The organism is Peribacillus sp. FW305-BF15, from assembly GCF_058783805.1.
Window position 1 is genome coordinate 117,074 of the sequence record NZ_JBYSYV010000014.1, and the last position, 25,934, is coordinate 143,007.

Sequence of the window (25,934 nt, forward strand, 5' to 3'; positions counted from 1 at the left end):
AATGAAAACATTCAAACGGCCTTATTGCAGGAAGTTTGAGTGTTTTCTTTATTGAGCAGAACTAGCCAACTCGCCCTTTGGCATTTTCAGTACTTTCCCCTCATTTAAAATTAACTTCAATGAATTCAACCTCTTCTGCCCGACTTAATGTTCCATGGGCTTTTCCAACGGTGCCTTCTTTATCTTCCCAAAAGAAGTTATGGTCCTGAACGATCGTGCTAAAATCAAAATCTCGCCACCGGGCAGCGATGGACAGCAATCTATCTCTATGCTGAAAATCACTTGAATCCACTATTTTATAAACTTCTTCTATAATCTTAGGGGACATCGGTATAGCTCCCCATTTATCTTGCGAGCGAACCTTTTGATGAGTCATTTTATGCATGACGTCCATGACTTCCGTTTCGGTTGAGCCCTCATCAAGTCCCGTTTCAAATTCAATCCCATCATATATCGCCGTTTTCGCTTCAAGTTCCGCAGCTTTAGCTTTCGCTTCCCTTTTGGCTTCGATTTTTTCATCTTCTCTTTCTCTTTCAATTTGTTCTTTGGCTTCCCTGGCCTCCATTACGAGTTGAGCTTTTTCGTACTCATTGGAGTTCTCCATGATTTTAAAGGAAGCAACCCCCACCCCGAATAATGCAACAGCAGAGATTCCACTAATAAGTAAAACCTTTTGCGGTTTCTTCATAAAAACTTCCTCCAAGATTAATAATGTCAGATACTATTTATTTTAACATATTAAATGGATGGACTATCCAGAAAAGGAAGACATCCAAACCCAGATATCGATAATTACCCAACATACCATTCCATTTTATCCAGAAGATTCATTCGTCACTTATTGCATACTGGATGACACATATAATGCAGCAACAGTATACAAAGACAAATTGATAATACCGGGTGCCGGGCATTGTGAAGCTGAGGTAGTGCATTTTGAATAGTATTGAAACAAGGTATGGGGTTTTGTGAATAAATAGATGGAGTAATGTAAAAAGGGTAAAAAAAACTGCCAATCTAATATCGGCAGTTTCTTTTCGTTTTCGTACAGCCGGCGTCTTTATCAGAATTAATTATCCTGATCGATTATTTCATCGATTATACCGTAATCCTTCGCCTCATTTGCACCTAAGAAGTAATCGCGATCTGTGTCCTTCGCCACCTTTTCGATAGGCTGACCGGTCCTTTCGGAGATGATTTGATTGATATGATCCTTTAGCTTCAAAATCCTTCGGGCAGAAATTTCGATTTCCGTTGCTTGCCCCCTCGCGCCACCAAGCGGTTGATGAAGCATGATTTCACTATTTGGCAAAGCGCACCTTTTCCCTTTCGTACCCGCCAATAAAAGCATGGCACCGAATGATGCGGCCATCCCCGTACATACAGTCCGGATATCAGGCTTAATATATTGCATCGTATCATAAATGGCGAAACCGGCACTGGTCGATCCCCCGGGACTGTTTATGAAGATGGTAATTTCTTTATCAGGTGCATCTGCTGCCAAGAATAACAATTGGGCAACCACACTATTGGCTAAATGATCGGTGATTTCTTCCCCAATCATGATGATACGGTCTTTTAGAAGTCTGGAATAAATATCGTACGAGCGCTCACCCTTGCTGGATTGCTCAATTACATATGGAATGGTGGTCATATCTCTTCTTCCTCCTAACAATAATATTGGCTATGCAGCCATTGAGAGTGTGTTTGAAGGAGTGAAGCTTGATTTGGAAAGATTCGAACGATTCATCAGTTTAGGAATCATCGACTCACTGTTCAGGGATTTGAAAGATGGAATGCTTTTAATGAGGATATCAGGATTTTGGGCTTTTATAGCCTGTGTCATCAGGGACATGAGACGCTGCTCCTCCTCATCCTGCCAAACTTCCACGCAAGACAACCTACGATCTTCAACGTCATTCTCAAAACGCTTCTTCACACGGTTCAAGATTGCCTTTACAGCCGTTTCCGTGGTGTTCAAGTAATCTGAGATTTCTTTTGACCGGTAGAGGAATCCTTCCTTTAATATGAACACTACCGCTTGTTTCGGGGTAAGGGATTTTATTATATATTCAACAGTTTCAAAGACATTTCCCCCAACTGCCCCCAGTTGTTCGGTATCCAACAGATCGTCTAAAGATTCTTTTTTCCTTTTTCGTATCGTATCAATCCAGGAATGTCGGGCTATCGTCTTCAATAAAGCTGTGGTTATCACCGTTTTTTTCCCATAGCCCTGCATTGCCTTCAATATCGTTTCCTGAGCCAAATCATCCCCATCCCAATTATTTTGGGTCAGAAATCGGCAAAACCGAATCAATTCAGGATAAACTTCACGCAAAATTGTACCGTTATCCTTTTCTTCAGAAATATCTTCCCTCAATTTATTTATCATTTTTCTCACTCCTTCAACACCCTCTATCCTCTAAACGTTTCAGAAAGAGAAAAAGATATGGGGGTGAAAAATTTTCCTTCATGCTTCATTATATTCTATTCCATTTTTTCCATTGGATTTCCTTTCATACTAAAAACCTGTTTGGTTAAGATCCAAACAGGCTAATATAGGCCTCCCCCGCTGTGTACCCGGCTCATCACAATCATTTCAGTGTAGACCATTACTCCCGTGCATTCCGCTCCATTCCAATAAGCCCGCCAGACGCTTGGATGTAAAGTATCTGATGCCTTTGTGTGAATCCTTAATTTGTTCATAGGAACTCTGCTGCTATTCCAAGTGTTCAATACATTCGACCGTGTATTCGCTAGGTTCCATTTCGTTTACTTCCATACCAAACCAACTGGAGGAGCGACTCTCATTAGCGCTATCTTTACAATAGTTCACCATAGAACCTGCTGGCTTTTCTTCAGACTCTTGATCGCTCATCTCTTCAAAATTCACCGACCGCACGTTATGACGCTCGCTGTCTGACTTTTCACTATCCAGGTCTGCGAACATGAACATGCAGTAAAAAACCAAAACCATAATTGCCATGGTAATCAACCTTGACATTATAGGCAGTAATTTTTTCAATATAGCCAAATCTCTCTTCATGTTGGTTACTCCAATCCTGCTAAAGCATATTACATTCAGAATGAATTAATTCATCTATTAAATATCCATCAATAACACTAGTTTAGAAAAATATTACTATTTTCATTATATCAAGTTCCAGAAGTCTTTATTGCCATTATTCAATAAACAACTAAAAATACTCCGATTCCTATAAAATGGACAGTCCAAAAAATATCAATATACCCCTCAAATTGACTTCCCTCCTTTGACAGTGTTACTCTTAAAAGTATACATTCAAAATACTGATTCCATTGGCGTGAATTAAGGGTGATCACTTTTGCCAAAAGAACATTTAATAGACGTTCAACCAATCAGATCATCGGAAAAATTAGATGATATGAAATGGTCATTGAAAAGACATTGCAGCGAGAGAGACTACATATTGTTCTTGTTAGGCATCAATACCGGCTTACGGGTGACTGATCTATTATCGCTGAAGATAAAGGACATTGAAGGCAAGATGGAGGTCATCATCAAGGAAGGGAAAACAAAAAAGCCAAGAATGATACAGCTTAATACCATATGTAATGAATTGGCCGCCTATATAGCCACCATTGATGGTGAATGGCTATTCCCCTCACGCAAGGGCGATAAGCCAATAAGTAAGATACAAGCATACAGACAGCTTAATAAAGCAGCGGACATGGTGGACATCGAGGGCGTCGGTACACATACCATGCGGAAAACATTCGGGTACTGGCACTATAAACGTAGTAAGAACCTCGCTGAGTTACAAATGATCCTTAACCATTCACACCCTGTAATTACACTTAAGTACATTGGGGTTGCTGATGAAGGAACAGAGGGCAGCTTATATGACTTTACACTATGGGAGGACGGAAGAAATGTCACTGACTGAATACAATGCAAAATATGAATCTATCATTCGCAGCAATATTTCCGACAGACAAAAGGCATTGAAGTTAGCTGATCTAATGATCGATATGGAAGGCCAGCTAAAAAATGAAATCGGGGAACATCGAAATAAAGAGGTAAATGCTTTATATAAAAAAGTATCCCTTTTCTCCAACTTGTTATGAAATAGTCCTAAGACCTTGCCCTTATGTGCAAAGGTCTTTTTTTTGCCTTGAAAGTAAAATTTGTTTCCTTAAGGCTATACACTGAACTCAATTAACATCCGACTGACTCGGTACTGGTTTCCATGTTTACAAATTAAACATACTTAAGGAATACTTTTTCGCCATCATTTCCAAGATTTTTATCCCGGCAACGCTGTTCCCCTTCTCATCCAGCGCTGCACCATAAATTCCAATCCCGCATTTTCCGGGGACGGCCCCCATGATTCCCCCTGACACACCGCTTTTAGCCGGTATGCCAACATTAATGGCAAATTCACCTGATGCGTTATACATGCCGCAGGTAACCATGAATGTCTTGCAAATACGGGCAATGTCCCCTGGGATGATTTGCTTTCCCGTCAGTAAATCTTTCCCATTCATGGCAAGCACACAGCCTATCCTCGCTAAATCCTGACTGTCCATTTCAATGGCACACTGCTTCGAATACAATTCGATTAACTCCTCCACATTCTCATTTATTACATGATGCTGCTTTAAAAAATAGCTTAACGACCTATTCAAGTCTGCTGTATTATATTCTGACCGGGCAACATCTTCATTAAAGCCGATATTCGGATTTTGCGTCAACTCCCGGATAAAATGTAAAATACGCTGAAATCGCTCGGTTACACTGGCACCCTCAATCATGTGAGTCACAGTCAATGCTCCTGCATTGATCATGGGGTTTAACGGCTTGGATGGCTTGTTTGTCTCTAGCTTGGCAATCGAATTAAAAGGATCCCCAGTGGGTTCCTTTCCTACATAGGAAAAAACATGATCCTCCCCTTTTTCCATTAATACAAGAGCAAGTGTCAAAACTTTTGATATGCTTTGAAGGGTCATTTTACCGCTTACATTCCCCGCACAATATCCTTTCCCGTCAGGATAATAAATAGCAACAGACAAATCCTCAGGATTCGCCTTTTCAAGAGCCGGTATATAGTTTGCCACTGTTCCGTTACTCGTATATTTTTTTGCCTCATCAACCAGTTGCTGTAATTCGTCATTGGACCTGCATTGACATCCCATATTGTTCACAATTCCGCCCCTTAGAAAATTTGTTTTGTGAAGTATTCTTTGATAGTGTTTTTTTATTTATTGCCATATTCCATCGATATTATTAAAAATACTGCTAAGCGGCTACTTTTCTGGTCTTGGATTTCTTATATAATAATTCTTTAAAGAAATTTTTATATGCTCCTCCATTTATTATTTACTGAATTTAATTCACCCTTTATAAGGTCTTCCTATACCTCACTCCTGTTTAATGCACAGGTTCTTTTTTAAAGAATAAAGAAAAACAACAACATATATAACAAAGGTCAAGCTGTAAGACAGGTGGTCTAACGCCTTGTAAAAAAACAGGGGCAACCTTCTCTGTTCTTTAAAGATTTAATTGAAAAAAGAAGGAATTAGAAGCGATCAGACGGAAATATAGAACATACGAATATTATTGCATAAGCTTTTATATGTATTTCACACTTGATGGAAAGTAGGAAAGGTCATGGGAAAATCAAAAAGTTTACAAGAAATCTATAACGCCAACCGTCCAGAAAATAATGAACTTTTCCGAGCGATACAACAGCAGCTACAACTGAAGCATCCAGACAAACGAATGACAGCTACGAGAACCATGCAAATAATTGTGGCTGATAGTGTTTCACCTGGAGAGCTGCGGAATGTGGGAGCCCGCCTTCTTTACAGTTTATAAGGATCTGTTGATTCCTAAGCCCTTTAAAATTTTCGAGCACAGAAACGATCTCATCATTGAAAGAATTTCTAAAAAAATGGCGTTGAATAAAGTAAATAGAAGAAGTATATAATCAAACTGGTTATGATCGAGCCTGAGATCTAACGATCGAGCTTGAATCAACATGGTAGATATAATTTGGTTCGTTTCGTAAAAAAACTTCATTCTTTCGCCTACGTCGTGCACCCGGTGCAATGATTTTTGCCTTTGGAAAAGTCTCAGATATTTTATTACTCAATTTCAATATATACCTACTTTCAACTGGTGAGTAAAAATGCTCAAAAGATAAAGATTGACAACATTTTTAGAGTGACTCATACTAGTAATGACTCGGGTGACAGAATATTATGAATAGTGGAGGGGTAATTATGAATAAGATTTTCGTTCCTAACGCAATCGCCACTTTAACAAGGCTTTTCTACAGTTCGACTACAACGAATGAGTATTTAGCTATGAGAACCGCTCAATTCTACATCGAAGACCTGAAGTTACTGCAAGACGTGGAGGCTGTTGCCTTGGCGATCGAAAATCAAAATGCCTTCGCATTAATGTCTAAATTCAAATTATTTGATTATAAGGCTGCTGAAAAAATTGAAATCGCACTCTCCGCTTCTGGCTATACCGAAGCAGACTTGAATGCTATGAATATTGAATTCTAAATCATTTATCAAAGTTAACGAAACGAATGGCAGAGTTAATACTCTTTGACCATTCGTTTTTTTTTAATCGTAGTAACAAACGTGCTCCTTAATGGAGAATTCATGTATCGTTTTGTGGCTTCAATAGGCGTCTGTCACAGTGTATCACATGATATCCTAATACCCTTAATCACTCCCATGATGTTTGTTTGCTCCTTCGTTTCACTTTTCCTTCATTCTTGAGTGATGGAAAATCATTTGATCTTGTAGTGTCATGAACACAAAAAAGCTTCACACAATTAAGTGTGAAGCTTTTTGTAATAGCAATCCTTCGCTATTGGTGATACCGGTGGCCGGGGTCGAACCGGCACTCCAGAGGAACACGATTTTGAGTCGTGCGGAAAGTATCTACGTTAAATATATCCGTTAAAACGCCGTCACCATTGGCGTTAGATTGTTCGGCAAATCAGACGGATTCAACCGTCGCGTACGACCGTATCAGATTAACGATAGTATACCCGTAAATGTCGAAATATGCAAACGAATGTCGTCGTACTATATAATAGAAGAAAGGCGGAATAATTGCGGTCGCTTTTTCTACCTTATTGGGCGTTCGTTTACATCGTAAACATATACCGTGAAATCTTCTTCGATAGTTAAATCACCCCTGCGCTCATCCAGTGCCTCGTTTACAGCGTCCTCAATATCGTCAGCCGTCTGGTTGGCGTACTGCTCTGTGCGGGGAATATCGAGGTGTACCGAAATTGATTCATATTCATATTTAACTTCGACGCTTTTTACAATGTCCTGCGACTCCAGTTCCTCCATTAGAACAGCATTATCGTTCTCAGCACGTTCTTCCGCAGTCATTCCGGATGCTTCCATCGGTTGCTGTCTATTTAGTGCCGTATATATTGGCCATACTAAGCACATCCCGATAATTATTACGATCAGCTTCTTATCGCTCATATCATCGCCCCCATAATTACAGTATAACGGCAATCTATCGGAATATGACAGAGTTATTTCCATAATAATCCAGCGTGTAACCTTCGTATACTTGCGTTAGAATTGCGTAAATTGACCCCCTGAGAATAAATTTTTGCTGCGAAATTTTTTACAGCTAACGGGACCCCCCAAAGTGAATTTTTACTTCGCGGATTGTTAGTACAGCAGATGCAGAGATATACGAACGGGTGTTCGGGGTAATTCCGTATATCTATCCGCGTTGGCACGGCAATTGCACGCTCGTTTTATACATTGCGTTGTATTTCGAATACAGAAATCTTTAGCTTTAGTTTACATAATAGAGATTAGTGGTAGTTCTCCCCTATCACAAACCGCGCCATTACTACGTTAGTGTAAACGCAATTATTATCGGATTATACATTATCCATACATCGTTGGTATACCGCAGTTTATACCGTATGCTCTCCGCAAGATGATCCGCCCGTATTGCATACGATAACCCCCTGAGTTTTACCGCGTTATCTCCGGTAGGTAACCCGTGCAGCCTTACGATATATTACCGTTCTCAAAACGTTTTAGGCCGACGTCCGCCAGGAGCACCGTGCAGTAAAAATGTACGCAAAAGTGGTGTTTTGTAACTACCCTTCGCGTAAGTATATCCGTCGATAAACGTTGATATAACGGCATTTATAACCACATTCAGTCGAATTTAGCTAATTTCCGATTATTGGACACCGTTGTGATTCCGTACCCCATCATAAGAGATTGTGCGCCTGCATTATGCGGATTATAGACGTAAGGTCGCCCTTCAGCGCCTGCTTTACTAATGTACTATTTCGAGGTGATTTCGCATTGAGCCATTGCCTCGAATACTTGGCGCGCTCCTTCTCGAAGTCCTTCCGTTGTTCCCAGCGATATAATTGCATTCGTGATACTCCGACTATGTCCGCAATTTCTTGACGTGATAGCCAGCGTCTACGATTTTTCTTCTTATCGAAATACGGCTTCGACATTAATTCTATCGCCATGTAATGACGCCTATCTAACGGCGGAACCTGCGAAGGTTGCTTGCTACGTTTCCTCATGCGTTTCCTCCTCGAATATATAAAAGCCGCCTAATAGGGCAGCCTAATCGTATTTTCTATAACCATTTCTCATCGCCTCAATTATCGCCAGCACCTTTTTATTACCCTTCCTTATTTCATCCTCCCACCATTGCGCTTGTTCTTCTTTTGTTAACTTAAGTAAATCCGAATGAATGATTATGGTAGTATTACCGCTCTTCATCGTATACTCAAAGGGCTTCTTCTTTTCTTCTTCCACGTTAATTCCTCCTAAACACCGTTTCTTACAGCGTTTCTCTAGGAGGGAAGATATAAACCACTATGTCCGTTTTTCTATTCGTGAACCTCCAACGCAATTATCTCCGTCATCTTTACGCGTTCCACTTCGTCAGTTTCCGTTTTAAGCCGTACCTCCCTTTTTATAGGATCAACGTAATGTACGCGTCCAACTATTTCGTAATTAAAGCCGTCCACCCACTTCGTAATCTTCACGGCAAAATTAAATTCCATTGCGTAGCATATACGCTGATCAAACTCTTCGAATTGAAACTCGTCAATAATCGGCTTTTGTTGTCGGTGATAATCCGTGTCCAAGTCACGCAGCATCTTCGTATATTCCGGTAGAAAGGCGGCCGGTGCCCACTTTAGTTTTCCGCGGTCACGTATTGTCATTTCCGTCATTCCCTTCGTTATGGATAACGATATTATAACACGAACAAACGTTCTGTATTTAAAATAAAATAAAAACCCCGACCGAAGTCGAGGCATAATTTATCTTTTTTCAATTTTAATAGAAATTTTATAATCCCAAATTAAATTAGCGATTGATATTGCAAGTACCGATTGAATTATAGGCTGATTAAAGAAATCTAATAAAAAATCCATAGCTATACACGCTCACCTCTCTCCACTTTAAAAATCAAAGTTTTAAGCAGGTCTGGCCTGACTCGTGATTATCCTACTTTGAGGTCACTAAACTGTATCGATGAACACAGCCCGTCACTCATTTCGTCACACTTACAGTTGCGTTAACAGCTCCGGGATTTAACCGGATTTCCCCTTTTCAGCCATCACTGGCACTTTTACTTATATAATTATGAGTCAGATAAACTTATAAAACGCTACTATTTCGACCTTTTAAAATTTATCCACAACTCATTTTCATGAAAATCATACCATATTTAACCTTTTATTTCAATGTTTTCAATAAAAAAACGAAGCCCCCGAAGGAGCCCCTACGTTATTAAGCGCCTGCTTCGGCTGCTTTTGTGATGTTCCGTACTAGGAATTCAGAAAAACGATTCATCTCTTGCTCATCCATTCGACCGCCACCCGAATAATTAACGGTTAGGTTGATTGGTTGGCCACCGCGTCTGTTTCTACGGTTATTTGCTTCCTCACGTGGCAGTACTGTTTCGCCTTTGTGAAGCAATGCCGGATAACTGTCGTAAGGTACGTAGTCAAGTCCCCCATTATGCGCCCGTTGTCCTGCGATTGGGCGGTAGGTATTCTTCTTTTTCGACGACGATGTGCCTGGATTACTATCTCCGAAGGCCTCTGCGATTTTTCTTCCGATTGTTCCGCCAATCTGTACACCGGCCATTCCCGGAATTTTTATATTACTAAGCCATCCGTCAACAGAGGACTTGATCTCCTTACCGGCGGCTGAACCGAGCGCCTTTCCGATCGCAATGCCGATATCCGTAGCTACGTCGACAATGGGCCCTTGCGCATCGCTTAATCCGGCTGCAGCTACTTCCATAAGGAATTTCGTGGATTTCTCCAACTGTTTTCGACCGGTCCCGTCCATCCAATCCCTAAATGCTTCGAACACGTCTTTAATGATAAAGCTTACCTTTGCAGAAAGGCTTGTTTTCGATTTGAACTCGTCAGACGCTGTCAACGCGGAAAACCAGTCGTACACCCTAATTGCGCTGTTCGTCAGGCCGGTTAGGATGTTATCAATCCACTTAGCTCCGATATTCGAAAAGCGTTTTATATCCTCTCCACCCAACCGATCGAGCGCATTGTTTAAGAAATTGGATACTGTTTTCAACGCTGGCTCACCCATATCACGCAGCACTAGTTGGAATTTCTCCTGCACTTGGGCCCATAATCCGAGCGTTGTTCCGCCCATGTCATCGATAAGCTTTGTAGTCATTCCTATACGGTTGAAGTACTTATCTAACGCAGATAGCTGCTGCTCTAATGGTAATTTCTTAATCTCGTTCATAATTTTCCGCGGCATTTCAAATCGCTCAACCATCGACTGTGAATCGCCAGAAAATAACTCACGCAAAGCGAAAACTGATCCTTCAACGCCTTGCATAGGATCGACTGCGGACATACGCTGTGTGAGATCCCACATTTTTTCGAGTTGCCCGATATTTTTCGAAGTTTGAATAAACGACTTAGAATTCCCGTACATATCCTGCGAATTCATAACCGGAGAGTTTGCCGCGAATTTATCGACCATATCCGTATACTGCTTCGATAGCTTTTTGCTGTCGAACATGGCGCCGATGGTTATATTCGACTGCTCAAATTTTGCAGCTTCGAGTACCGTACTTTCGAATACTTTCTTTGCTCCTTCGACGGCAGCGAATCCGGCAGCAACGCCCGCCAGTCCGGCAGTCAATCCGCCAAGTCCTCGAGTCATTGATCCTACACTTCCGCCTATGCTGTTAAAGGTTCGCCCCGTCCGGTTCGTTGTCCGTTCCATCGAATCCATTGCTTTTTGGGTTCTCTTCGTTGCTTTTTCCGCACGGTCCATTCCTGAGACGAATTTATTGCCATCAAGGGAAAGGACTGCTTTTAAATTAAATGCCATTATCGTTCACCTCCAATCCGTCCATATAACGATCTCCTTCCTCGTGGATGCTTTGAGCCTTTTCGAAGTGTAGTCGCGCGGCTTGCGTGTTTCCTTCGTTTACTGCATTACAATACGGAATAAGCTCGTCTAGAATAAGTAGTTTGTTGGCTGCGATTTTACCGACCAGCTCGTCGTCTTTTGCAGACATTAAAGCAAGCCGAGAATCTTTTAACTCGCTTATCAGCTTATTCGATATCTTTGTTCGTCCTGGCTCCGTGATTTTCTGCGCTAGAATCGTAAAACTGATTAAACGTTTCAGTCTTGCGTGTGATAATGCTTGATACTCCATTTCGTCACCCCTTTTTAATTTGCGGCATACGCTCTCCGGACGTTGCCAATCGTCCGTTCATCACGTCTAATACCTTTATTTCTCGAATCGTACGTACTATACTTACGTTAAGGTCGGCGCCGTATTTGATTCGTGTCCAGCGATGAGCTACGGCTGTCGACGTCCTATTTCACACCCGTCATAATGGCGAATGGTGTTATTTGCCATTTCCGGATAAATAAAAAAGACGCCCGGGGGTAATCGGACGTCCAAAAAAAACTCAGGGGCCATTATTTCCCTCTTCGCTAATCATGGCTAGAAATAGCGTTCATCGGGGCGATTAATTACCTTGCGTCCAGGTCTTCGGAAGTAACGTAATACCAGCCGTCATTTGATGCTGCGATAATTTCAAGCTTCTTAAATGGCATTGTATGTTCGCTAAACTTTTCTCCATTTTTTAATGTAAACGTTTCAGTCGTATTTTCCGTATATATTTTGAACGTAAGGGATGCGCCCGTACATCCAACAACTGCGCCGACTTGAAATGTTGGGAAGGTAATTATTTTATTTCCTTTACCCGTTCCTTGGCGTTGCGGTTCGATTCGATTTCCTCTTTCTCTCATAAACTCACTCCTTTTCATCTATTTTTCCCCAGTCTTTAGTTTAAAGCTTGGTCAACAGCTCATTCTGGTGGTTTTTAGAACAACGCAAAAAGCCGCCCGTTGGGACGACTTAGATTTTAAAATGGGCTATATAGTTTCATCAACCAAGTACCCTTATTATTTACTGTCTCTACCCTTATTCTCTCCCGTAAAAAAGGCGACAGTACCTGTAACAGCACTTGAAATTATAGGTCCAATTATCACCCAAACATCTTTTGCACTAGCTGGATCTTTTAAAATAGATACCCCACCAATTATAGTTAAAGATAAACTAATAATACCCACAAACCATAATATCCCCAATCTAGTTTTTACTTCTCCAGAAGCCCGAATTTGAGCAACTGTTTGTGGCTTAGGCACAACATATTGATTCATATAAGCTTCTTGGGCTGTTTTATTGGTGGCTGAAGATTGATTTAACCTTGTTGTTGAAGATGTTCCTTCACTCATTGAACTAACTCCGTAATACCAGACAACTTAAAATCATTTTTCTTCGATAAAATTATAGATATAACATCTTCAATATTCAATTCACTTTCTGGTACATTGTTCATGTCTCTCTGTAAAAAAACACCTGATTGTGGAGATTTTCCAGTTTCAGAAAGTTCACCTTTACTGATTTCTACAATATCATTCATTAAAAGACCCTTCATTTCAAATCTTTTATTGTATCTAATAGATAGCTCTTCTAATTCCCCTAGGTTCTGTTTTAAATACTTATTTTGTATTTTTTTTAATGGGTCCTTATTTTTGAAAAAGTAATGACCCACAAAGCCAAACCTAACTATATCCTTATAACCAAATACTAACGCAGAGAATGATCTGATTTGATCAAGGAAACTTTCTAGGAGAACAGAAACTGAAGTAGTAGAACCCAAATAATTAACTGTATAATCAATTCGTGATTTACCTATATTACACCCGTATCTCCCATCAGCACTTTTCATTATAACTCTCGGAACTTCTGGTGGTGCATCTTCTGGAATCGGTAATATGGTTGGCATTTGATCAAATATGCCCTCTAATGCATCATCAATTTTGTTCATTAATTTATCTGGTCTTTTCTCTTCTTCTTCGAAAAACAAGACTATTTGTAGCTGAATTAATTGTTCCTTAGACATTGCTTATCCCCTTTTTATTTTATAAAAAGAGTATAGCTTATAAAGCCAAGTAATTATATAAAATTTTCATTAAAAGGTAAAATATTATTACAACAGATGGTGGCAATAAAACAGCAAAAAGATAGCATTTTAATGTGTACTTGCTCAAATGTCGCACCTCTCCCCCCTAAATATATTTATATTAAGGTACGCTCAAACAGTTACAATAAATCATTAATAATGCGGCGGCACCAACATTCACCTCAATTCACCCGTAGTTATCGTTAAACTCCATCCCTAATGCATCATCCTTTGGCGCTATTGGTGAAGTCATAAAATTCTCTTGTTTTTTCACAACTCATTCAATCCTCCCTTTTCTCAGTTAATATAAAAAAGCCACCCGTGAAGGGCGGCCGTTTAGTCGACTTCGCTTGCAGCTTCCAAAATTACTTCTTCTTCAGTACGCATTTTTGTATTTATTTTCTCAGTACCGGGATACTCCTCGAAAAAAGCGTCCGGGTCGTTGAGGTACTTTTTAGCTTCGGCGTGGACTTCGATTACTCTGTCCATTACGGCTAGGCTGAAGAACTTTTGACCACTCATTCCCTCGGCTTGCTCCATAAGTTGCTCGGCTTCCATTACCTCTGCGCCTTTTGCCTTGCGTTGAGTATGCTCGAATAAATCTATAAGTTTATTTTTATCTTCTTGCTTGGCCTGCCCGATTACAGGCGCAATGATCGAAGAAAACTCGGCGCGTATCCGGTCAACTAGCGCCGGCTCTTCTGTTCCCTCTACAAATTCATTAAGGATTCTGATTGCCTTTTCCGGAGTTGCAAGCATAACTGCGGTTTTAAGCTCTCCGAATGACTTATCGAATCTTTCCGCAATTGCTTTGTCTACTGCGGCCGGTTTAGAGTCGGCAACCCTTCTCGCTTCCTTTTGTGCTTCGCTCAGTATACTGCGATATTGGTCATGTTGAGATTTTGACAACTTCATAAGTTCAACGGTCTTCCTTTCGGCCAATAATTCTTTCAGTTTGAATTTACCACTGTCCGTTAAATTGCGATTTTTGCTGATTTTATTAACTTCTGCCCTGTAGTCGTCCTGCCATTTGCGATAAACTCCTGTTGATGCGTGTTTCAAGTCGTATGCTTGCTCGATTTTTTCTTTAATCGTTTGTAAGTTTGTCATTTTATTAATCCCCTTTTTAGTTTAATTTTGAATTGCATTACTCCACTAAATTTGCGCTATAAATCATATGACGTAACCACACTCTTTACAGCATTTTAGAAAAAACGTCATCCTGGTTCGTCCTCCCTTTTCGCCAGCTCGGTTATTTTGCGATTGTACTCCGCAATCTTCTGGCGCTGCTTTTCATAATACTCAACGTCTGGCTCCTGACCTTTTATGGCCTCCAAAACTACCTGGCCTCGGATCTCGTCTTTAGCTATGGCGATTTTTTCTAGGTAGTCGAGTTGTTTCTCGGTATGCATTTGTAATTCCCTCCTGTCACGCTTTTAGAGTGCAAATTTCCGACAAGTAGGGTATTCATAGCCACTACTCGTTTTTTGTATTTATAAAGCCTTATATATCAACGTTTCTAGCGTCCTAATCCCGTGACATTTCCCTGCGCTCTTTCTGCTTTCTAGCCCTGGCTTTATCTCGATCGTTTAACGCCCGACAATCACCGCAATACTTGGCTGCGTTTCCGCCCTTTTCGAAAGATTCTCCGCACCGTTTGCAATCGGACAGTTTCGGTTTTTCATTACGTAAAGCGTGGCCCTTCGGAAAAGTATCTACATACTCGGCATGAAGCTCCGGAACTGCGGGCAATACTGATCGAACAAAATAGCCGCAAACATTACCGGGCATTGAATCCGTTTCAATAGCGACGATGCACTGTCCACAACGTTGAACCGCGCAAGCGCCGTCTTTATAACTAGCACACTCGTTTTTTGCGAGGCGCGATAATTTACTGCGCATTGACTTCACTTTGCGTTGATTCATTTGATTCCCTCTTCCCCTTCCTCTTCTTCTCTTTTCACAGGTACATACTCAATCTTTCCGGGCCCAATGTAGTAAGCTAATCTTTCCGATACAAAGCTGTTGCCGTAATATTCATTTACAGTAATTAATTCCATCACGCACCTCCGATTTAATTTAGTAACGCAAATAAGCGCCCTTAGCCGGATGGCCTTGGAACGCATTTTTTAAAATATTAAATAATAAATAATTGCCTCTTTCTATCTCCCTACTTACCTTAAGTATAGGTTAATATTGGACACCTATTTCCCTAAGCGAGCTTTCATCCTTTGAATGTTCTTGACAAATGACTCATAGGAAACACCTATTGCCTCAGAAGTTTGGCGATAATTCATTCGGTTGTGCGGGTATTTAGCGTAAAATTCTTCCTCTGTTAACTGTGAAACGTCGTCTCTGACTATATTGTTTAGATTTATTAATAACCTTACTTGCGGCTTAGTTAAAAGTGGGATCATCTTCGTCAAGTCCGGGAAATTGCCGTTTGTTTGAAAAATACACTGCATCACATCGTTATCAGTAAAATCGAAATCGTTCACTTCTTTAACGTAATAATATTCCCATTTACCGTTAACCCTTCTACGGTTCATACCTTGGCTTTTCGCCCTAGCTTCAAGGAAAGACGTATGGAACGCCTTACTAATATACGAAACTAATTCTCTATCCGATCTCTCCACGTCTGCTTTCTCGAAGGCATACCGTAATGCAGGCCGTGCCCACTCACCGAAACTCTCCTCGAATAGCCTACGTTTTTTGTCATCCTCGATTTTGTGCAGCACGTTAAAAAAGAATATATAATCCTCCAAGGCGAGAGCACGTTCCGACTCCCAATGATTTTTAACCCTTTCCGGCATCGGCCCGTAGTTGTTCGCCCTGGTTAGCGTTTCTGAGACTCCGAAATACTGCAGCAATTCTTGAAACTCGACCCATTTCGGATAATGTCCGCGTCTAGCCTTACGTGCCAGGCGAAGATATGGCGTAACTTGACTACTAACCTTTGCGGCGATATAGTCCAGCAGGTCATTCCGGCGTGGATCCTCTAAATAGTTAATGTGTTTGACGCGTTCCCCAATTACATCGATAAGGCCTTCGGGGTTCTTCTTAATCATTTCTCTGATTTTAGCGTTTTCCATTCCATTTCCCCCTTAAATTTCGTAGTTTGACCAAGCTTTAAGCAAACCGCGCATACGGTTGGACGGTATATATAAATTAATAGGCTGACCGTTCCGGATTTGTGAGCGCCATATCCACTGTAATAAGTCGCTTACTGCGAGTAAGTCCTCATTAACCGTTACGCCGTTATCTTGAAAGAAAGACGATTCAGTCGGATTCATAAACCGATTGTAAACGTAGGCCAACGTGTTCCGGTCCGAGTAGTCGTTAGTAGCCCGAAGATTCAGCGCCGTAAATCCTTTCGAGTAGCCCTTTCCACTGAAATCAATTTGATAGTCCTTTAACGTCGTCCATAGAACGTCATTTGACTTCGCCTTTGCAACTCGGCGAACATAAGAGTAAATGCTCTTTTGAATCGCTTCTAATTCGCTTTCATCTCGGCGACCGAGCCAGCCTTTAGATAATGCCGTGCGTGCTTCCCCGTGCTTGTTATGATCGCCCTCATATACGTCGATTAGCTTGAATAACTCCCCACGATTATCGATACGGTGGTCATACGCGACGATTTGGCCGTCTTGGATACTATTTAACTCGTAAGGGATGTCGTATAGCTTGAAATAATAACTTTGAATCTGCGCCTCGAAAAGATATGTCATTACGTATACCTGGCTGAACGCACGGAATACCTCGGACGGAAACGCCCAAATAAGAAACTTGTCACGGTGATAAAAAAGCGTGCCTGCCTTCGCTAATAGCCGGATATCATCGAACTTCCCGTATTCATACTCGAGCTCGCTGGCGATCCATTCAACGCGGTTTTCTTCTATACGAATAAAGTGCTTTTCGAGTAGGATCCGCATGTCAGACGGCGAAACGGACGCCCTTGAAATCGGAGACATAACTTCGTCCAGTATTAATGAGTAGTTTGACGCTTCGAGTAGCTGGATCAATTCATCGTCTGCCATTTCGAATAAGGAATGCGTAGCTGCGATATTATCCCCGTTTTCAATCTGACGTTTAAGGCTTGTTAACTTACGGCCACCTTCAACGGCGTTAGTCGGCGAAACAAACTTCCGGCTCTTGACCGACTTCTTCACGCGTTCCACTTCGTCCAAAAACGGCGTAATATAGATAAACTTCTGATGTACCGGAGCCTCGTCGATATAATCCAACATAAACGTAGTCTTTCCTGCGCCCATTACTGCGTCGATAACTTTTACTTTTTTCATTCCGTTTCCCCCTAGTTAATTCCGATTGTTTTAGTAGGCAATAACCTTACTCCGTTAAATAAAGGCGTGCACTTTTACGTATACTCCCTATAAGGAATTGCGTTCAAAACTTTGATATGACGGGCTTTACGGAGGTAGGCGTGCACTTTTAAATGCACCGTCTTAATTCCGTAAGTAAAAAGATAAGAGACTGCGCTTTGTTCGCCTACGGCTCACTCACGCCAACTATCCCTTTTTCGTATATTACTTTCGTAAGAGATAGCCGAATAAAATAATAGGTAGGCAAGTCGACACGCTCTTTGTCGGATTGCAGTCTTTTAGTGGTTTAATTCACACTTTTCACCTCTTTTTTTTGGGCTTTCGAAAAAAAAACCTACATATAGATATAGGCGCGAGTACCCCACTTTCGCCGTCACTTTCCAAAATTTTTTTATATTTATATAAATAATGCCGCCAGAGCAAACGAAATGGAGCACATTTTCAGTAAATAAATTTGAATCTATAAAAAATATGTCGCGCGAGATGCTATTTCGGACCGGTTTTTCGGATAATTATTTTTACCCCTTTACATATATGACGAACGGGTAAGCTGTTTACGCCACTTTTTTTTAAAAAACTTACAAATAATTTTAAGAATGAGCAGAGTAATCCGCGCACCCTACATTTATCTATACAGTTCGAAAACTAATCCCGCGCTACTTTTTTTATTTAGCATTTACGAACAAATGTTCCTGCGTTATTATGAATATAACAAAAGCCGACCGCGTTGCCGCACGATCGGCCTTTACTTAGATAACCGGTGCCAGCCGATTATTATACTTCTAACGCGGCAAACACGTCTTCTATATTCATCGTCACATTAAGCGACTGAGTAATTTCGCTGCTCTTACGGACTGCACGGTCGTATTGATCGTCCATTTTCCCGATTTCGGACCGAAGCATTTGATAAACCGGCTGTAACCGAACGAGCTCATCTTTTATTACGCGTCGTTGCTGTAACGTTACCTTTAAATGCTTTGCGTAGTCGTTACCTTCCGATTCCGAGAACTCGCCACTTTTCTCGATATCATGGTAAATCGCCGATACCTTGCGGTCTAGTGCGGACTGTAGCCCGTTTAACTTTTCGTACGCCGCCCTTACTTCACTAAATAATCCGTGTATCTCACCGTAGAATTTCTCTGATATACTCATTCCGACTTCCCCTCTCGTAATGGCGACTATTGCCGTAGCCGTGCCGTTTATTTATTTTTTCAGCAGGCGCCTATAGCTTCCATTACAGGGCCCGAATTCTTTAAATAATCATTGTCATTTACGTCCAAATTAACGAGATAAACGTTCGGGTCGCTTGTTGGAGTTGCTTTATAAACAGCTAACCGTTCGTCAGTTACGAAAACTTTATCGCCTGATAAAAGAAGGCCAGGTGTATTTTCCGTTGGATAAATCTTTCCCTCAAATAAGTAAGTTACCGTGATTCTCTTAGAGTTTTTCATGTATAATAACCTCCAGAATATTTTTGTTTTTGGCTCGTTAGGTATTGCAGTACCTTGCGGGCCTTTTACTTTGCTAATTGTTCTACTGCCTCTAAAAACGTAGCTCCACGCAACCAGTCCAAGTCCGGAATTCCTTTATCCCAAACAATCTCAAACCGTGGACATAGTCCGATATCAAGTACGGGTATACCATTCGCCAGCTTGCCGGTTAGTTTTTTAAAAATAAGGAAACCCTCTTCTACTTGAACTGTCCAATTGTCGCCAAATATCGGATAGTCAGATACTTCGTTTTCCCAGCACGGATCGCCAGTTGCTATTACGAAAACCTTCATAACTTAACACCTCTTCTTTATTACTAATTACTAATGTGTAATTTATTTCTTGTCTTTATATTACTAATTAGTAATCAGAAAGTCAACCCTTATTGACGAAAAAATTTCTAATGTGTAATATGTAATTATAAGGAGTGGTTCTGATGGCGAATCAATCAAAGAATACACGGTTTAAAGCTAAGCCAAAAATGAATGAAATACGCAAGGCAAAGGGGATTAACGGGAAGGAATTGGCAGCGCTTGCCGGAGTTACCGAGCCGACAATTAGTCGCTTCGATAGCCAATCACGCTATGACATAGATGTCTTGGTTTCCGTCAGTAAAGCGTTAAACGTTACGATAGAAGAACTTTTCGAAATAAATGAACACAAAGAGGAGGACAGCCAATGACGGCTATCCTCTTTTTTATTTGGCTCTGTTATTGGACGGCGCACTATCTCATCTATTGTAAATTATATCCTTTCAGTGTATTTTTAATTTAGTAGAAATAATTTAAGGAGATATAAGATGGATTGGACACCTGCCATAACAGTTACTGGAGCGTTTATAGCTGCATTCATAGGCCAATTTTTAGCCCATATATACTCACAAAGGAGAGAAAATGAAAAGTATAATAAAGAACGTTTACAACACCTTTATTCACCCCTAGTATTTAAAATTATTGAATATTTGTATCGTGAGCGCGAAAAAGCAATTGAAACAGCTAATCTTAATCTCAGTGAGGAGTATGTTCCTAATCCCTTTGGAATTCACTTGGAAGACACTAATCAACTCTTTATAAATGTACAAAATGTCATTCGAGAAAACATTTCATATGCTAACCATGATTTAATAATGCAATATGAAAATGCGAAAAAATTTGGTAATTATAACTACGGTGAATATAATGCAAAACAAATTATTACATTGTTGCATAGAACAGAACTATGTTCAGCTTTTTTATCAGAGTATCTATCAATCAATAAAACTTTATCTAAACTAAAAAAAGTGGAATTAGAAGGCACTTTTTTCTTCACCCAATTTTTACTTATTTTATTTAAACTTGGTTTGTACGAACTAGCTGTAAATTGTGCTTTTAGGTCTTTAATTGAAATTGAAAATAGTATAAAAGGTAATAAGTCTTTACTAAAAAGATCAGAGTTCATACTAAAAAATTTTGATGATTTCAAATTAGCTGAATATAGTAGAGAAGGTGTTGGAAGTGCTAAATATGAAGAGCTTAATGCTACTGCTCACGTATTTATTCTTGATCTATTAAGCGAAATGGAACTAGTTGTTCCCGAAACTGTGGAAATGTGGCGAAACGAACTACAAAAGCACCATGACCAATTTCATGACCTAACAAGTCACATTAATTAGTCTTTTATCAGATAAGTCTTAATCAACTAACCGGTAACGTTAGTTCCATAGGATACACTAAAGAAGACCACTTAATAGGTGGCCTCTTTTATTTGTTCGAAAATCAACTTTAATCTTTAACAAAGCCTTTTATTTAACAACGATTCGTACTCCACGTTCGCTCGGTCTACTTACTGGCGCACTTTTCAGCGATGCCACAAACTCCGTAAACGATTCACTCTGAAAGACCTTGAAAGGGTAAATATCGTCGATTGCATAGCGCTGATCCGAAAGTATAAGTACATGCGGAAAGGGCTTCGCTATGATTCCACTTTCGTATAGCTGGACATAGCGCTCGAGCTTTTCGTCCATTTGCTTCGTGCTATAAACGGTTTTCTGCACCTCGATAAAAAACGGAGTGCGCCGAAAGTGTGCGTATATGTCCGGCTCACAGCATCCGTCCTTTTTCCGTCCATACTTCGGCTCGACTAAAAACGATTCCAGGTCGCCAAGCTTCAGCATCTCTTTATAAACGTTTAATATCGCGAGGAAGTGTCCGATTTTTTGGCTTTGTTGCTTCATCAGTATATTTGGACCGAAGTAACAATACGGAATAAAGGCGGTCGACCTTTGTATCTCTCCGTCCCTAAGTAACCGCAGCAAGACATTATTCGCCGCATCCTTCGGACTCTTTAAGCCTGCGAAGAATAACTCCGCAATAGAATCACGATCCATCACCCTAAATTTATCGAGCGCCTTAATTATCTGCTTATCTCGGTTAGTCAACGACATCAATAAAACACGTCCTTCTCCGTTAATTCCTTTTTGGCCGGTTCCTCTGGCGTAACTTCCTTTACGGGACCTTTCGCCACTACGAACGGATTAAGGAGCTCCTTCGCCTTTTTAATCGTCAGGTATGGCGCCTGCAGCTCGTAAAGCTTATCGCTGTTCATTATAAATCGGCCGACCTCTTCGATTTTTTCGGCCCCTGGCGTATTAACGATCCGCGACTCGATAACATCGCGCAGTTTAAAGCCCATACTGACGGTCAGATTCGCACGGATTGTCGTATCGAGAACTTTCGAGTTTGGACGTTGCATGGACAGGACGGCAAAGACGCCCAAAGTTCTACCGATGGCAACCAGTTCCGTAAGGATATCCATTATCTCTTCGTCCTTACGTAGCATTACAAATTCGTCAATACATACGACTAGGTAAGGTCTGCGATGTTCTGCCGGAAGGTCGTCGACGTGACCAACTTCGAATATCTCCGTCAAGTCGCTCCGTTCGTCCAGCTCCTTTTTAATACCGCGTAACATTTTCCCGATATCCTTTGCGCTACTCAATACGCATTGAACGTGCTCCACTTTGCGGAAAATATGGAACTCCGATTTCTTACAATCGCCGAGGTATAACTTTAATTCCGAGGGTTTTTTAGTGAGGATAAGCGTCGTTAATATAGAACGTAGCTGCGTGGATTTACCGGAGCCAGTTTCGCCAGCAATCAGGATGTGCGGCTGCTTTAATAAATCGAACGCATTATACTGATCGTTTCGGTCCTTCCCGCAGATGATGCCGAGGGTAAATGGCGAAACAGCTTCGCGTACCCCTTCGACTTTGTACGGCAGCTCTTTTGGCATTGAGGTCGCGTAAATGGTCAGAACGTATTTCTTTAAATCGCCTTCAAGGGAAATTGACCGGCCAAAGTGCTGACGGAATACAAATTCTTTCTTTTTTACTTCCTTCGGATCCATTCCGTTAAGCAAAGTAAACGTATATCGGAGCGTCTTATTTACTTTGTCGAGGTGTATGTCGTGTATTTGCGGAAATATAGTGCGCTCGGTCCCGCCTTTACTTTTATACGTCTTATGAAGCTCGGCACTCCGAAACGCCTTGATTAGTTCGGCTTTCGCTTTCGATTTATACAAAAATTCTTTTATCATGCGATTCCCTCCTCAAAGTGATAATAAGAACCATGCGATGGAACTGAATCCGCCAATCGTAAAAGCTAACCTCGTCATTGTTTCGATAGCCCACGCAAGCTCCTCACGGCCCGAACTCGCTGCGAAATTCTCCAAGCAATGCGATAGCATACCGATAGCAAATACACCCAATACGACCGCATATATGCCGGCTACGTCTGGCGATAAAAAGCTACTAACCGTTATGGACGGCATGAAACCGTACACGCTTGTATTAAGGCGCTTCGGCTTCCGGTATGTCCCCGCCATGAATGTTTTGATGTCGATTACTTCTAGCTGTTGTTTTCTAAACATTTCGCTCATCTCCGTTTATTTGAATTATTTGAATAGTTTCTACCCTCCCCCGCACCCCCTCCCAACTCTCTCCCTCCGGTCCTTCCTTAACAGGTTTCCAGATTCCTATTACACTGGCTTTATAGCCCGTATAAGTGTACTTAAGTAAATAAGTTGAATCTGTTTCGAAATTGAAAATGAAAATATTCGATAGTATGGCGCTACCGTTTTTCAACTATGTTGCTTTCATGTTAGTAGCCTATGTCTTACCGATTGTCCACGTTTACTTGTCCGCGAAAATAATTTTATCCGCCGGTAAGTATAACTTGTTTCATCGGCGGGCATAACTGATCCTACTAAGCGAATGAAAGGAAGATTAATATGTTTGGATTATTCGGAGGTAAACCGCGTTCGAAATTAGGTCGCTGGCTAGATGATCGGGGAATATCGCAGGAATGGCTGATAAAGAAATCGAAAGTTAGCCGGACCACTATATCGGAACTGTGCGCAGACAAACGAGAACCTACCGTTCAGACAATAAAGAAGATAATGAAGGCTATTCGTCAAGTTGACCCGGATGCTCGCAGCGATGACTTTTTTGATTTATAACAAAAAAAACGCCACCCGAAGGTGACGCTTTCTTAGTAATTCCGTTTCTTTAACGTATTTAATGGAGAAAACTTCCGGTGCTGCTCTTTTACATCATCCGCGAAAAGGTTAACGTAAGTCCTTACCATATCAAACGTAGTATGCCCCAGTATCTGTTGCAGCTCAAATATCCCTGCGCCATTCTTAACGCTCATCTTCGCGAAGGTATGTCGGAACGTATGCGGACTGCATCGCACGTCTTTAATGCCCGCCTGCTCGCCGTAATCATGTATACGCGATTGTACCTGGCGCTTCGTCAGTGGTGTATCGTCTACGGTTACAAATAACGCATTACAATCGACTATGGATCCGCGTATAGAAAGGTAACGGCGGAGCGTATCTTTCATGGTCGGCGACAACGGAACAAAACGCTGCTTGTACCCTTTCGTATTACGGACGAGCATCGTTGACTCCTCCCACTTAATATCACTCACCTCGACGCCTACAAGTTCGTTAGCACGTACGCCAGTTTCGAGCAGCAATAACATGTACGTATAATCCCGAACGCCTGTAAACGTCTTTAAATCGGGCTTTCCGAGTATGTCGTTTAACTGCTTCGTCGAGAACGTTGCGATTACGTCTTTCCTATCGCGAACTAAGCTCAGCGCCTTAACGGGATTCTCCGGGATATAGTCGTTCTTATATAAGTAATTAAAGAACGCACGGATCGCACGTAGCCTCGTATTTATAGATACTGTTTTAAGACCTTTCTTATCGCGCAAATAAAGAATGACGTTCTCTTGAATAATATCCTTCGTAATCTCACCGGGATAAGTCGTAACGTCTTGATCGTCTAATATGCGTCGAAATGACGAAAGTTCATTCCGGTAGTATCGTATCGTATGTTCGCGGATATTTCTTATTTCGCCGTCCTTCAAAAACAACGCTAGCGCGTCGTCGAAGTCGAGGAAATCTGACCGCATGCTCCCACGCAGTTTCGAAATATCCTCCGTTGCTAAATCGTTATTCCTTCTTTTTCTCGCCAATTTTCGCCACTCCAGTACGGTTAATTACCCGATACAGCGCGTACGATTCGCCGCGTACGACTTTAACCTACAAAATCGTGCGCAACAACGAAAAAACGGCGACCTACCATTGCGGGTAGATTGCCGTCAAATCGACGTTTATATTAACGTATGTGATACCGGTGGCCGGGGTCGAACCGGCACTCCAGAGGAACACGATTTTGAGTCGTGCGCGTCTGCCAATTCCGCCACACCGGCATGTATGTTGGAGGCGGCAACCGGAATCGAACCGGTGGTAAAGGTTTTGCAGACCTCTGCCTTACCGCTTGGCTATGCCGCCAACGTTTTTTGGAGCGAAAGACGGGATTCGAACCCGCGACCCCAACCTTGGCAAGGTTGTATTCTACCACTGAACTACTTTCGCATATGGCTGGGCTAGAAGGGATCGAACCTTCGCATGACGGAATCAAAATCCGTTGCCTTACCGCTTGGCTATAGCCCATTAACGTTGTAATCATTATATCATATTTTTTAAAATGGGGCGACTGATGGGAATCGAACCCACGAATGCCTGAACCACAATCAGGTGCGTTAACCACTTCGCCACAATCGCCATTATATAATTAAAATTGGCAGGGGTAGTAGGACTCGAACCCACACTGGAGGTTTTGGAGACCTCTGTTCTACCTTTAAACTATACCCCTGTAATAAAATGGTGGAGGGGGGCAGATTCGAACTGCCGAACCCGAAGGAGCGGATTTACAGTCCGCCGCGTTTAGCCACTTCGCTACCCCTCCGCATATGGATGAAACATGGTGCCGGCAAGAGGACTTGAACCCCCAACCTACTGATTACAAGTCAGTTGCTCTACCAGTTGAGCTACACCGGCACTACTATGGTGGCTCAGGACGGAATCGAACCGCCGACACAAGGATTTTCAGTCCTTTGCTCTACCGACTGAGCTACTGAGCCAAACAATAAAAATGGCGGTCCCGACGGGAATCGAACCCGCGATCTCCTGCGTGACAGGCAGGCATGTTAACCGCTACACCACGG

At 41.6% G+C, this 25,934-nt stretch carries 34 protein-coding genes, 9 tRNA genes, 1 pseudogene and 1 riboswitch; of the genes and pseudogenes, 8 read left to right on the forward strand and 36 right to left on the reverse strand.

What is annotated here, in order from left to right; genetic code table 11:
• Positions 1-100 precede the first annotated feature (100 nt).
• Positions 101-688, reverse strand: coding sequence for a DUF6241 domain-containing protein (locus AC3WLU_RS16325; protein ID WP_098186835.1), 588 nt, complete (start codon positions 686-688; stop codon positions 101-103).
• A 160-nt stretch (positions 689-848) separates the two neighbouring features.
• On the opposite strand from AC3WLU_RS16325, the pseudogene AC3WLU_RS16330 reads away from it, so the two are divergent.
• Positions 849-944, forward strand: a pseudogene (locus AC3WLU_RS16330) (alpha/beta hydrolase); the annotation flags it as partial.
• A gap of 125 nt (positions 945-1,069) precedes the next feature.
• On the opposite strand, the gene clpP reads toward AC3WLU_RS16330, so the two are convergent.
• From clpP to AC3WLU_RS16345, 3 genes are all read right to left on the reverse strand, one after another.
• Positions 1,070-1,654 (reverse strand): ATP-dependent Clp endopeptidase proteolytic subunit ClpP, encoded by a 585-nt coding sequence (gene clpP / locus AC3WLU_RS16335; RefSeq protein ID WP_413002655.1) that lies wholly within the window; start codon positions 1,652-1,654, stop codon positions 1,070-1,072.
• Positions 1,655-1,684: 30 nt separating this feature from the next.
• Entirely contained in the window at positions 1,685-2,392 is a 708-nt protein-coding gene (locus AC3WLU_RS16340) for a sigma factor (protein WP_492597563.1), read from the reverse strand.
• A 327-nt stretch (positions 2,393-2,719) separates the two neighbouring features.
• Entirely contained in the window at positions 2,720-3,046 is a 327-nt protein-coding gene (locus AC3WLU_RS16345) for a hypothetical protein (protein ID WP_413002657.1), read from the reverse strand.
• A 358-nt stretch (positions 3,047-3,404) separates the two neighbouring features.
• Between AC3WLU_RS16345 and AC3WLU_RS16350 the strand changes: the two genes are divergently transcribed.
• Together AC3WLU_RS16350 and AC3WLU_RS16355 are read left to right on the forward strand one after the other, a co-directional pair.
• Positions 3,405-3,926: a tyrosine-type recombinase/integrase gene (locus AC3WLU_RS16350; protein ID WP_052137229.1), complete on the forward strand. Its 522-nt coding sequence runs from the start codon at positions 3,405-3,407 to the stop codon at positions 3,924-3,926.
• Positions 3,913-4,107 (forward strand): hypothetical protein, encoded by a 195-nt coding sequence (locus tag AC3WLU_RS16355; protein ID WP_098864911.1) that lies wholly within the window; start codon positions 3,913-3,915, stop codon positions 4,105-4,107. The genes AC3WLU_RS16350 and AC3WLU_RS16355 overlap by 14 nt, the downstream gene beginning before the upstream one ends.
• A gap of 126 nt (positions 4,108-4,233) precedes the next feature.
• Here the strand turns inward: AC3WLU_RS16355 and glsA are convergent, their stop codons facing one another.
• On the reverse strand, positions 4,234-5,175 hold the full coding sequence (gene glsA, locus AC3WLU_RS16360) for a glutaminase A (protein WP_413002669.1): 942 nt from the start codon (positions 5,173-5,175) through the stop codon (positions 4,234-4,236).
• A 475-nt stretch (positions 5,176-5,650) separates the two neighbouring features.
• Here glsA and AC3WLU_RS16365 point away from each other — a divergent pair, with 475 nt between their 5' ends.
• Together AC3WLU_RS16365 and AC3WLU_RS16370 are read left to right on the forward strand one after the other, a co-directional pair.
• On the forward strand, positions 5,651-5,857 hold the full coding sequence (locus tag AC3WLU_RS16365) for a hypothetical protein (RefSeq protein WP_492597564.1): 207 nt from the start codon (positions 5,651-5,653) through the stop codon (positions 5,855-5,857).
• 407 nt (positions 5,858-6,264) lie between these two features.
• Positions 6,265-6,555, forward strand: coding sequence for a hypothetical protein (locus AC3WLU_RS16370; RefSeq protein ID WP_034305321.1), 291 nt, complete (start codon positions 6,265-6,267; stop codon positions 6,553-6,555).
• A 576-nt stretch (positions 6,556-7,131) separates the two neighbouring features.
• Here AC3WLU_RS16370 and AC3WLU_RS16375 read toward each other — a convergent pair.
• From AC3WLU_RS16375 to AC3WLU_RS16460, 18 genes are all read right to left on the reverse strand, one after another.
• The gene (locus AC3WLU_RS16375; RefSeq protein ID WP_492597565.1) at positions 7,132-7,503 is read right to left on the reverse strand and encodes a hypothetical protein; all 372 of its coding nucleotides are present in this window, start codon (positions 7,501-7,503) and stop codon (positions 7,132-7,134) included.
• 755 nt (positions 7,504-8,258) lie between these two features.
• Positions 8,259-8,588 carry a phBC6A51 family helix-turn-helix protein gene (locus AC3WLU_RS16380; RefSeq protein WP_492597566.1) on the reverse strand — a complete coding sequence of 110 codons (330 nt, stop codon included), beginning with the start codon at positions 8,586-8,588 and terminating at the stop codon, positions 8,259-8,261.
• 43 nt (positions 8,589-8,631) lie between these two features.
• Positions 8,632-8,826 (reverse strand): hypothetical protein, encoded by a 195-nt coding sequence (locus tag AC3WLU_RS16385; RefSeq protein ID WP_492597567.1) that lies wholly within the window; start codon positions 8,824-8,826, stop codon positions 8,632-8,634.
• Positions 8,827-8,900: 74 nt separating this feature from the next.
• A complete protein-coding gene (locus tag AC3WLU_RS16390) occupies positions 8,901-9,239 on the reverse strand; it encodes a YolD-like family protein (RefSeq protein ID WP_492597568.1) in 339 nt (112 codons plus the stop codon).
• A 241-nt stretch (positions 9,240-9,480) separates the two neighbouring features.
• Positions 9,481-9,666, reverse strand: a riboswitch (cobalamin riboswitch).
• A 144-nt stretch (positions 9,667-9,810) separates the two neighbouring features.
• Positions 9,811-11,397: a tape measure protein gene (locus tag AC3WLU_RS16395; protein ID WP_492597569.1), complete on the reverse strand. Its 1,587-nt coding sequence runs from the start codon at positions 11,395-11,397 to the stop codon at positions 9,811-9,813.
• Positions 11,387-11,728 carry a hypothetical protein gene (locus AC3WLU_RS16400; RefSeq protein WP_492597570.1) on the reverse strand — a complete coding sequence of 114 codons (342 nt, stop codon included), beginning with the start codon at positions 11,726-11,728 and terminating at the stop codon, positions 11,387-11,389. Before AC3WLU_RS16400 ends, AC3WLU_RS16395 begins: the two co-directional genes overlap by 11 nt.
• 323 nt (positions 11,729-12,051) lie before the next feature.
• On the reverse strand, positions 12,052-12,330 hold the full coding sequence (locus AC3WLU_RS16405) for a lipocalin/fatty acid-binding family protein (RefSeq protein ID WP_492597571.1): 279 nt from the start codon (positions 12,328-12,330) through the stop codon (positions 12,052-12,054).
• A 156-nt stretch (positions 12,331-12,486) separates the two neighbouring features.
• Positions 12,487-12,819 carry a hypothetical protein gene (locus tag AC3WLU_RS16410; protein ID WP_492597572.1) on the reverse strand — a complete coding sequence of 111 codons (333 nt, stop codon included), beginning with the start codon at positions 12,817-12,819 and terminating at the stop codon, positions 12,487-12,489.
• Positions 12,816-13,490 carry a hypothetical protein gene (locus AC3WLU_RS16415; protein ID WP_492597573.1) on the reverse strand — a complete coding sequence of 225 codons (675 nt, stop codon included), beginning with the start codon at positions 13,488-13,490 and terminating at the stop codon, positions 12,816-12,818. Before AC3WLU_RS16415 ends, AC3WLU_RS16410 begins: the two co-directional genes overlap by 4 nt.
• A 396-nt stretch (positions 13,491-13,886) precedes the next feature.
• Positions 13,887-14,660 (reverse strand): hypothetical protein, encoded by a 774-nt coding sequence (locus AC3WLU_RS16420; protein ID WP_492597574.1) that lies wholly within the window; start codon positions 14,658-14,660, stop codon positions 13,887-13,889.
• Between the two features lie 107 nt (positions 14,661-14,767).
• The gene (locus AC3WLU_RS16425) at positions 14,768-14,962 is read right to left on the reverse strand and encodes a hypothetical protein (RefSeq protein WP_492597575.1); all 195 of its coding nucleotides are present in this window, start codon (positions 14,960-14,962) and stop codon (positions 14,768-14,770) included.
• Positions 14,963-15,077: 115 nt separating this feature from the next.
• The gene (locus AC3WLU_RS16430; protein WP_492597576.1) at positions 15,078-15,476 is read right to left on the reverse strand and encodes a cysteine-rich VLP protein; all 399 of its coding nucleotides are present in this window, start codon (positions 15,474-15,476) and stop codon (positions 15,078-15,080) included.
• Positions 15,473-15,610: a hypothetical protein gene (locus AC3WLU_RS16435; RefSeq protein ID WP_492597577.1), complete on the reverse strand. Its 138-nt coding sequence runs from the start codon at positions 15,608-15,610 to the stop codon at positions 15,473-15,475. Before AC3WLU_RS16435 ends, AC3WLU_RS16430 begins: the two co-directional genes overlap by 4 nt.
• A gap of 144 nt (positions 15,611-15,754) precedes the next feature.
• On the reverse strand, positions 15,755-16,642 hold the full coding sequence (locus AC3WLU_RS16440; RefSeq protein ID WP_492597578.1) for a hypothetical protein: 888 nt from the start codon (positions 16,640-16,642) through the stop codon (positions 15,755-15,757).
• A 12-nt stretch (positions 16,643-16,654) separates the two neighbouring features.
• Positions 16,655-17,851: a DEAD/DEAH box helicase family protein gene (locus tag AC3WLU_RS16445; protein WP_492597579.1), complete on the reverse strand. Its 1,197-nt coding sequence runs from the start codon at positions 17,849-17,851 to the stop codon at positions 16,655-16,657.
• A gap of 813 nt (positions 17,852-18,664) precedes the next feature.
• Positions 18,665-19,042, reverse strand: a complete 378-nt coding sequence (locus AC3WLU_RS16450; RefSeq protein WP_492597580.1) for a hypothetical protein — start codon at positions 19,040-19,042, stop codon at positions 18,665-18,667.
• A 59-nt stretch (positions 19,043-19,101) separates the two neighbouring features.
• Positions 19,102-19,341, reverse strand: coding sequence for a hypothetical protein (locus AC3WLU_RS16455; RefSeq protein ID WP_492597581.1), 240 nt, complete (start codon positions 19,339-19,341; stop codon positions 19,102-19,104).
• A gap of 65 nt (positions 19,342-19,406) precedes the next feature.
• Positions 19,407-19,673, reverse strand: a complete 267-nt coding sequence (locus AC3WLU_RS16460; protein WP_328150562.1) for a hypothetical protein — start codon at positions 19,671-19,673, stop codon at positions 19,407-19,409.
• A 143-nt stretch (positions 19,674-19,816) separates the two neighbouring features.
• On the opposite strand from AC3WLU_RS16460, the gene AC3WLU_RS16465 reads away from it, so the two are divergent.
• Together AC3WLU_RS16465 and AC3WLU_RS16470 are read left to right on the forward strand one after the other, a co-directional pair.
• Positions 19,817-20,062 (forward strand): helix-turn-helix domain-containing protein, encoded by a 246-nt coding sequence (locus AC3WLU_RS16465; RefSeq protein WP_492597582.1) that lies wholly within the window; start codon positions 19,817-19,819, stop codon positions 20,060-20,062.
• A 117-nt stretch (positions 20,063-20,179) separates the two neighbouring features.
• Complete coding sequence (locus AC3WLU_RS16470) at positions 20,180-21,031, forward strand: hypothetical protein (RefSeq protein WP_492597583.1); 852 nt, start codon at positions 20,180-20,182, stop codon at positions 21,029-21,031.
• A 129-nt stretch (positions 21,032-21,160) separates the two neighbouring features.
• Here the strand turns inward: AC3WLU_RS16470 and AC3WLU_RS16475 are convergent, their stop codons facing one another.
• The 3 genes from AC3WLU_RS16475 to AC3WLU_RS16485 are packed head-to-tail and all read right to left on the reverse strand — an operon-like array spanning position 21,161 to position 23,286.
• A complete protein-coding gene (locus AC3WLU_RS16475) occupies positions 21,161-21,802 on the reverse strand; it encodes a hypothetical protein (protein WP_492597584.1) in 642 nt (213 codons plus the stop codon).
• Positions 21,802-22,953: an FtsK/SpoIIIE domain-containing protein gene (locus tag AC3WLU_RS16480; RefSeq protein WP_492597585.1), complete on the reverse strand. Its 1,152-nt coding sequence runs from the start codon at positions 22,951-22,953 to the stop codon at positions 21,802-21,804. The genes AC3WLU_RS16475 and AC3WLU_RS16480 overlap by 1 nt, the downstream gene beginning before the upstream one ends.
• A 12-nt stretch (positions 22,954-22,965) precedes the next feature.
• Positions 22,966-23,286: a hypothetical protein gene (locus AC3WLU_RS16485; RefSeq protein WP_492597586.1), complete on the reverse strand. Its 321-nt coding sequence runs from the start codon at positions 23,284-23,286 to the stop codon at positions 22,966-22,968.
• A gap of 360 nt (positions 23,287-23,646) precedes the next feature.
• Between AC3WLU_RS16485 and AC3WLU_RS16490 the strand changes: the two genes are divergently transcribed.
• Positions 23,647-23,874, forward strand: coding sequence for a helix-turn-helix transcriptional regulator (locus tag AC3WLU_RS16490; protein ID WP_492597587.1), 228 nt, complete (start codon positions 23,647-23,649; stop codon positions 23,872-23,874).
• Between the two features lie 32 nt (positions 23,875-23,906).
• On the opposite strand, the gene AC3WLU_RS16495 is transcribed toward AC3WLU_RS16490, so the two are convergent.
• The 10 genes from AC3WLU_RS16495 to AC3WLU_RS16540 form a co-directional block, all read right to left on the reverse strand.
• Positions 23,907-24,836: a tyrosine-type recombinase/integrase gene (locus AC3WLU_RS16495; protein WP_492597588.1), complete on the reverse strand. Its 930-nt coding sequence runs from the start codon at positions 24,834-24,836 to the stop codon at positions 23,907-23,909.
• 219 nt (positions 24,837-25,055) lie between these two features.
• A tRNA-Leu gene (locus AC3WLU_RS16500) sits at positions 25,056-25,136 on the reverse strand.
• An 8-nt stretch (positions 25,137-25,144) separates the two neighbouring features.
• A tRNA-Cys gene (locus AC3WLU_RS16505) sits at positions 25,145-25,218 on the reverse strand.
• 9 nt (positions 25,219-25,227) lie between these two features.
• A tRNA-Gly gene (locus AC3WLU_RS16510) sits at positions 25,228-25,302 on the reverse strand.
• A 3-nt stretch (positions 25,303-25,305) separates the two neighbouring features.
• A tRNA-Gln gene (locus tag AC3WLU_RS16515) sits at positions 25,306-25,380 on the reverse strand.
• 35 nt (positions 25,381-25,415) lie between these two features.
• Positions 25,416-25,491, reverse strand: a tRNA-His gene (locus AC3WLU_RS16520).
• Between the two features lie 17 nt (positions 25,492-25,508).
• Positions 25,509-25,582: transfer RNA gene (locus AC3WLU_RS16525), tRNA-Trp, on the reverse strand.
• Between the two features lie 9 nt (positions 25,583-25,591).
• Positions 25,592-25,675 (reverse strand) — tRNA-Tyr (locus AC3WLU_RS16530).
• Positions 25,676-25,691: 16 nt separating this feature from the next.
• Positions 25,692-25,767: transfer RNA gene (locus tag AC3WLU_RS16535), tRNA-Thr, on the reverse strand.
• A gap of 7 nt (positions 25,768-25,774) precedes the next feature.
• Positions 25,775-25,850, reverse strand: a tRNA-Phe gene (locus AC3WLU_RS16540).
• Between the last annotated feature and the right edge of the window lie 84 nt (positions 25,851-25,934).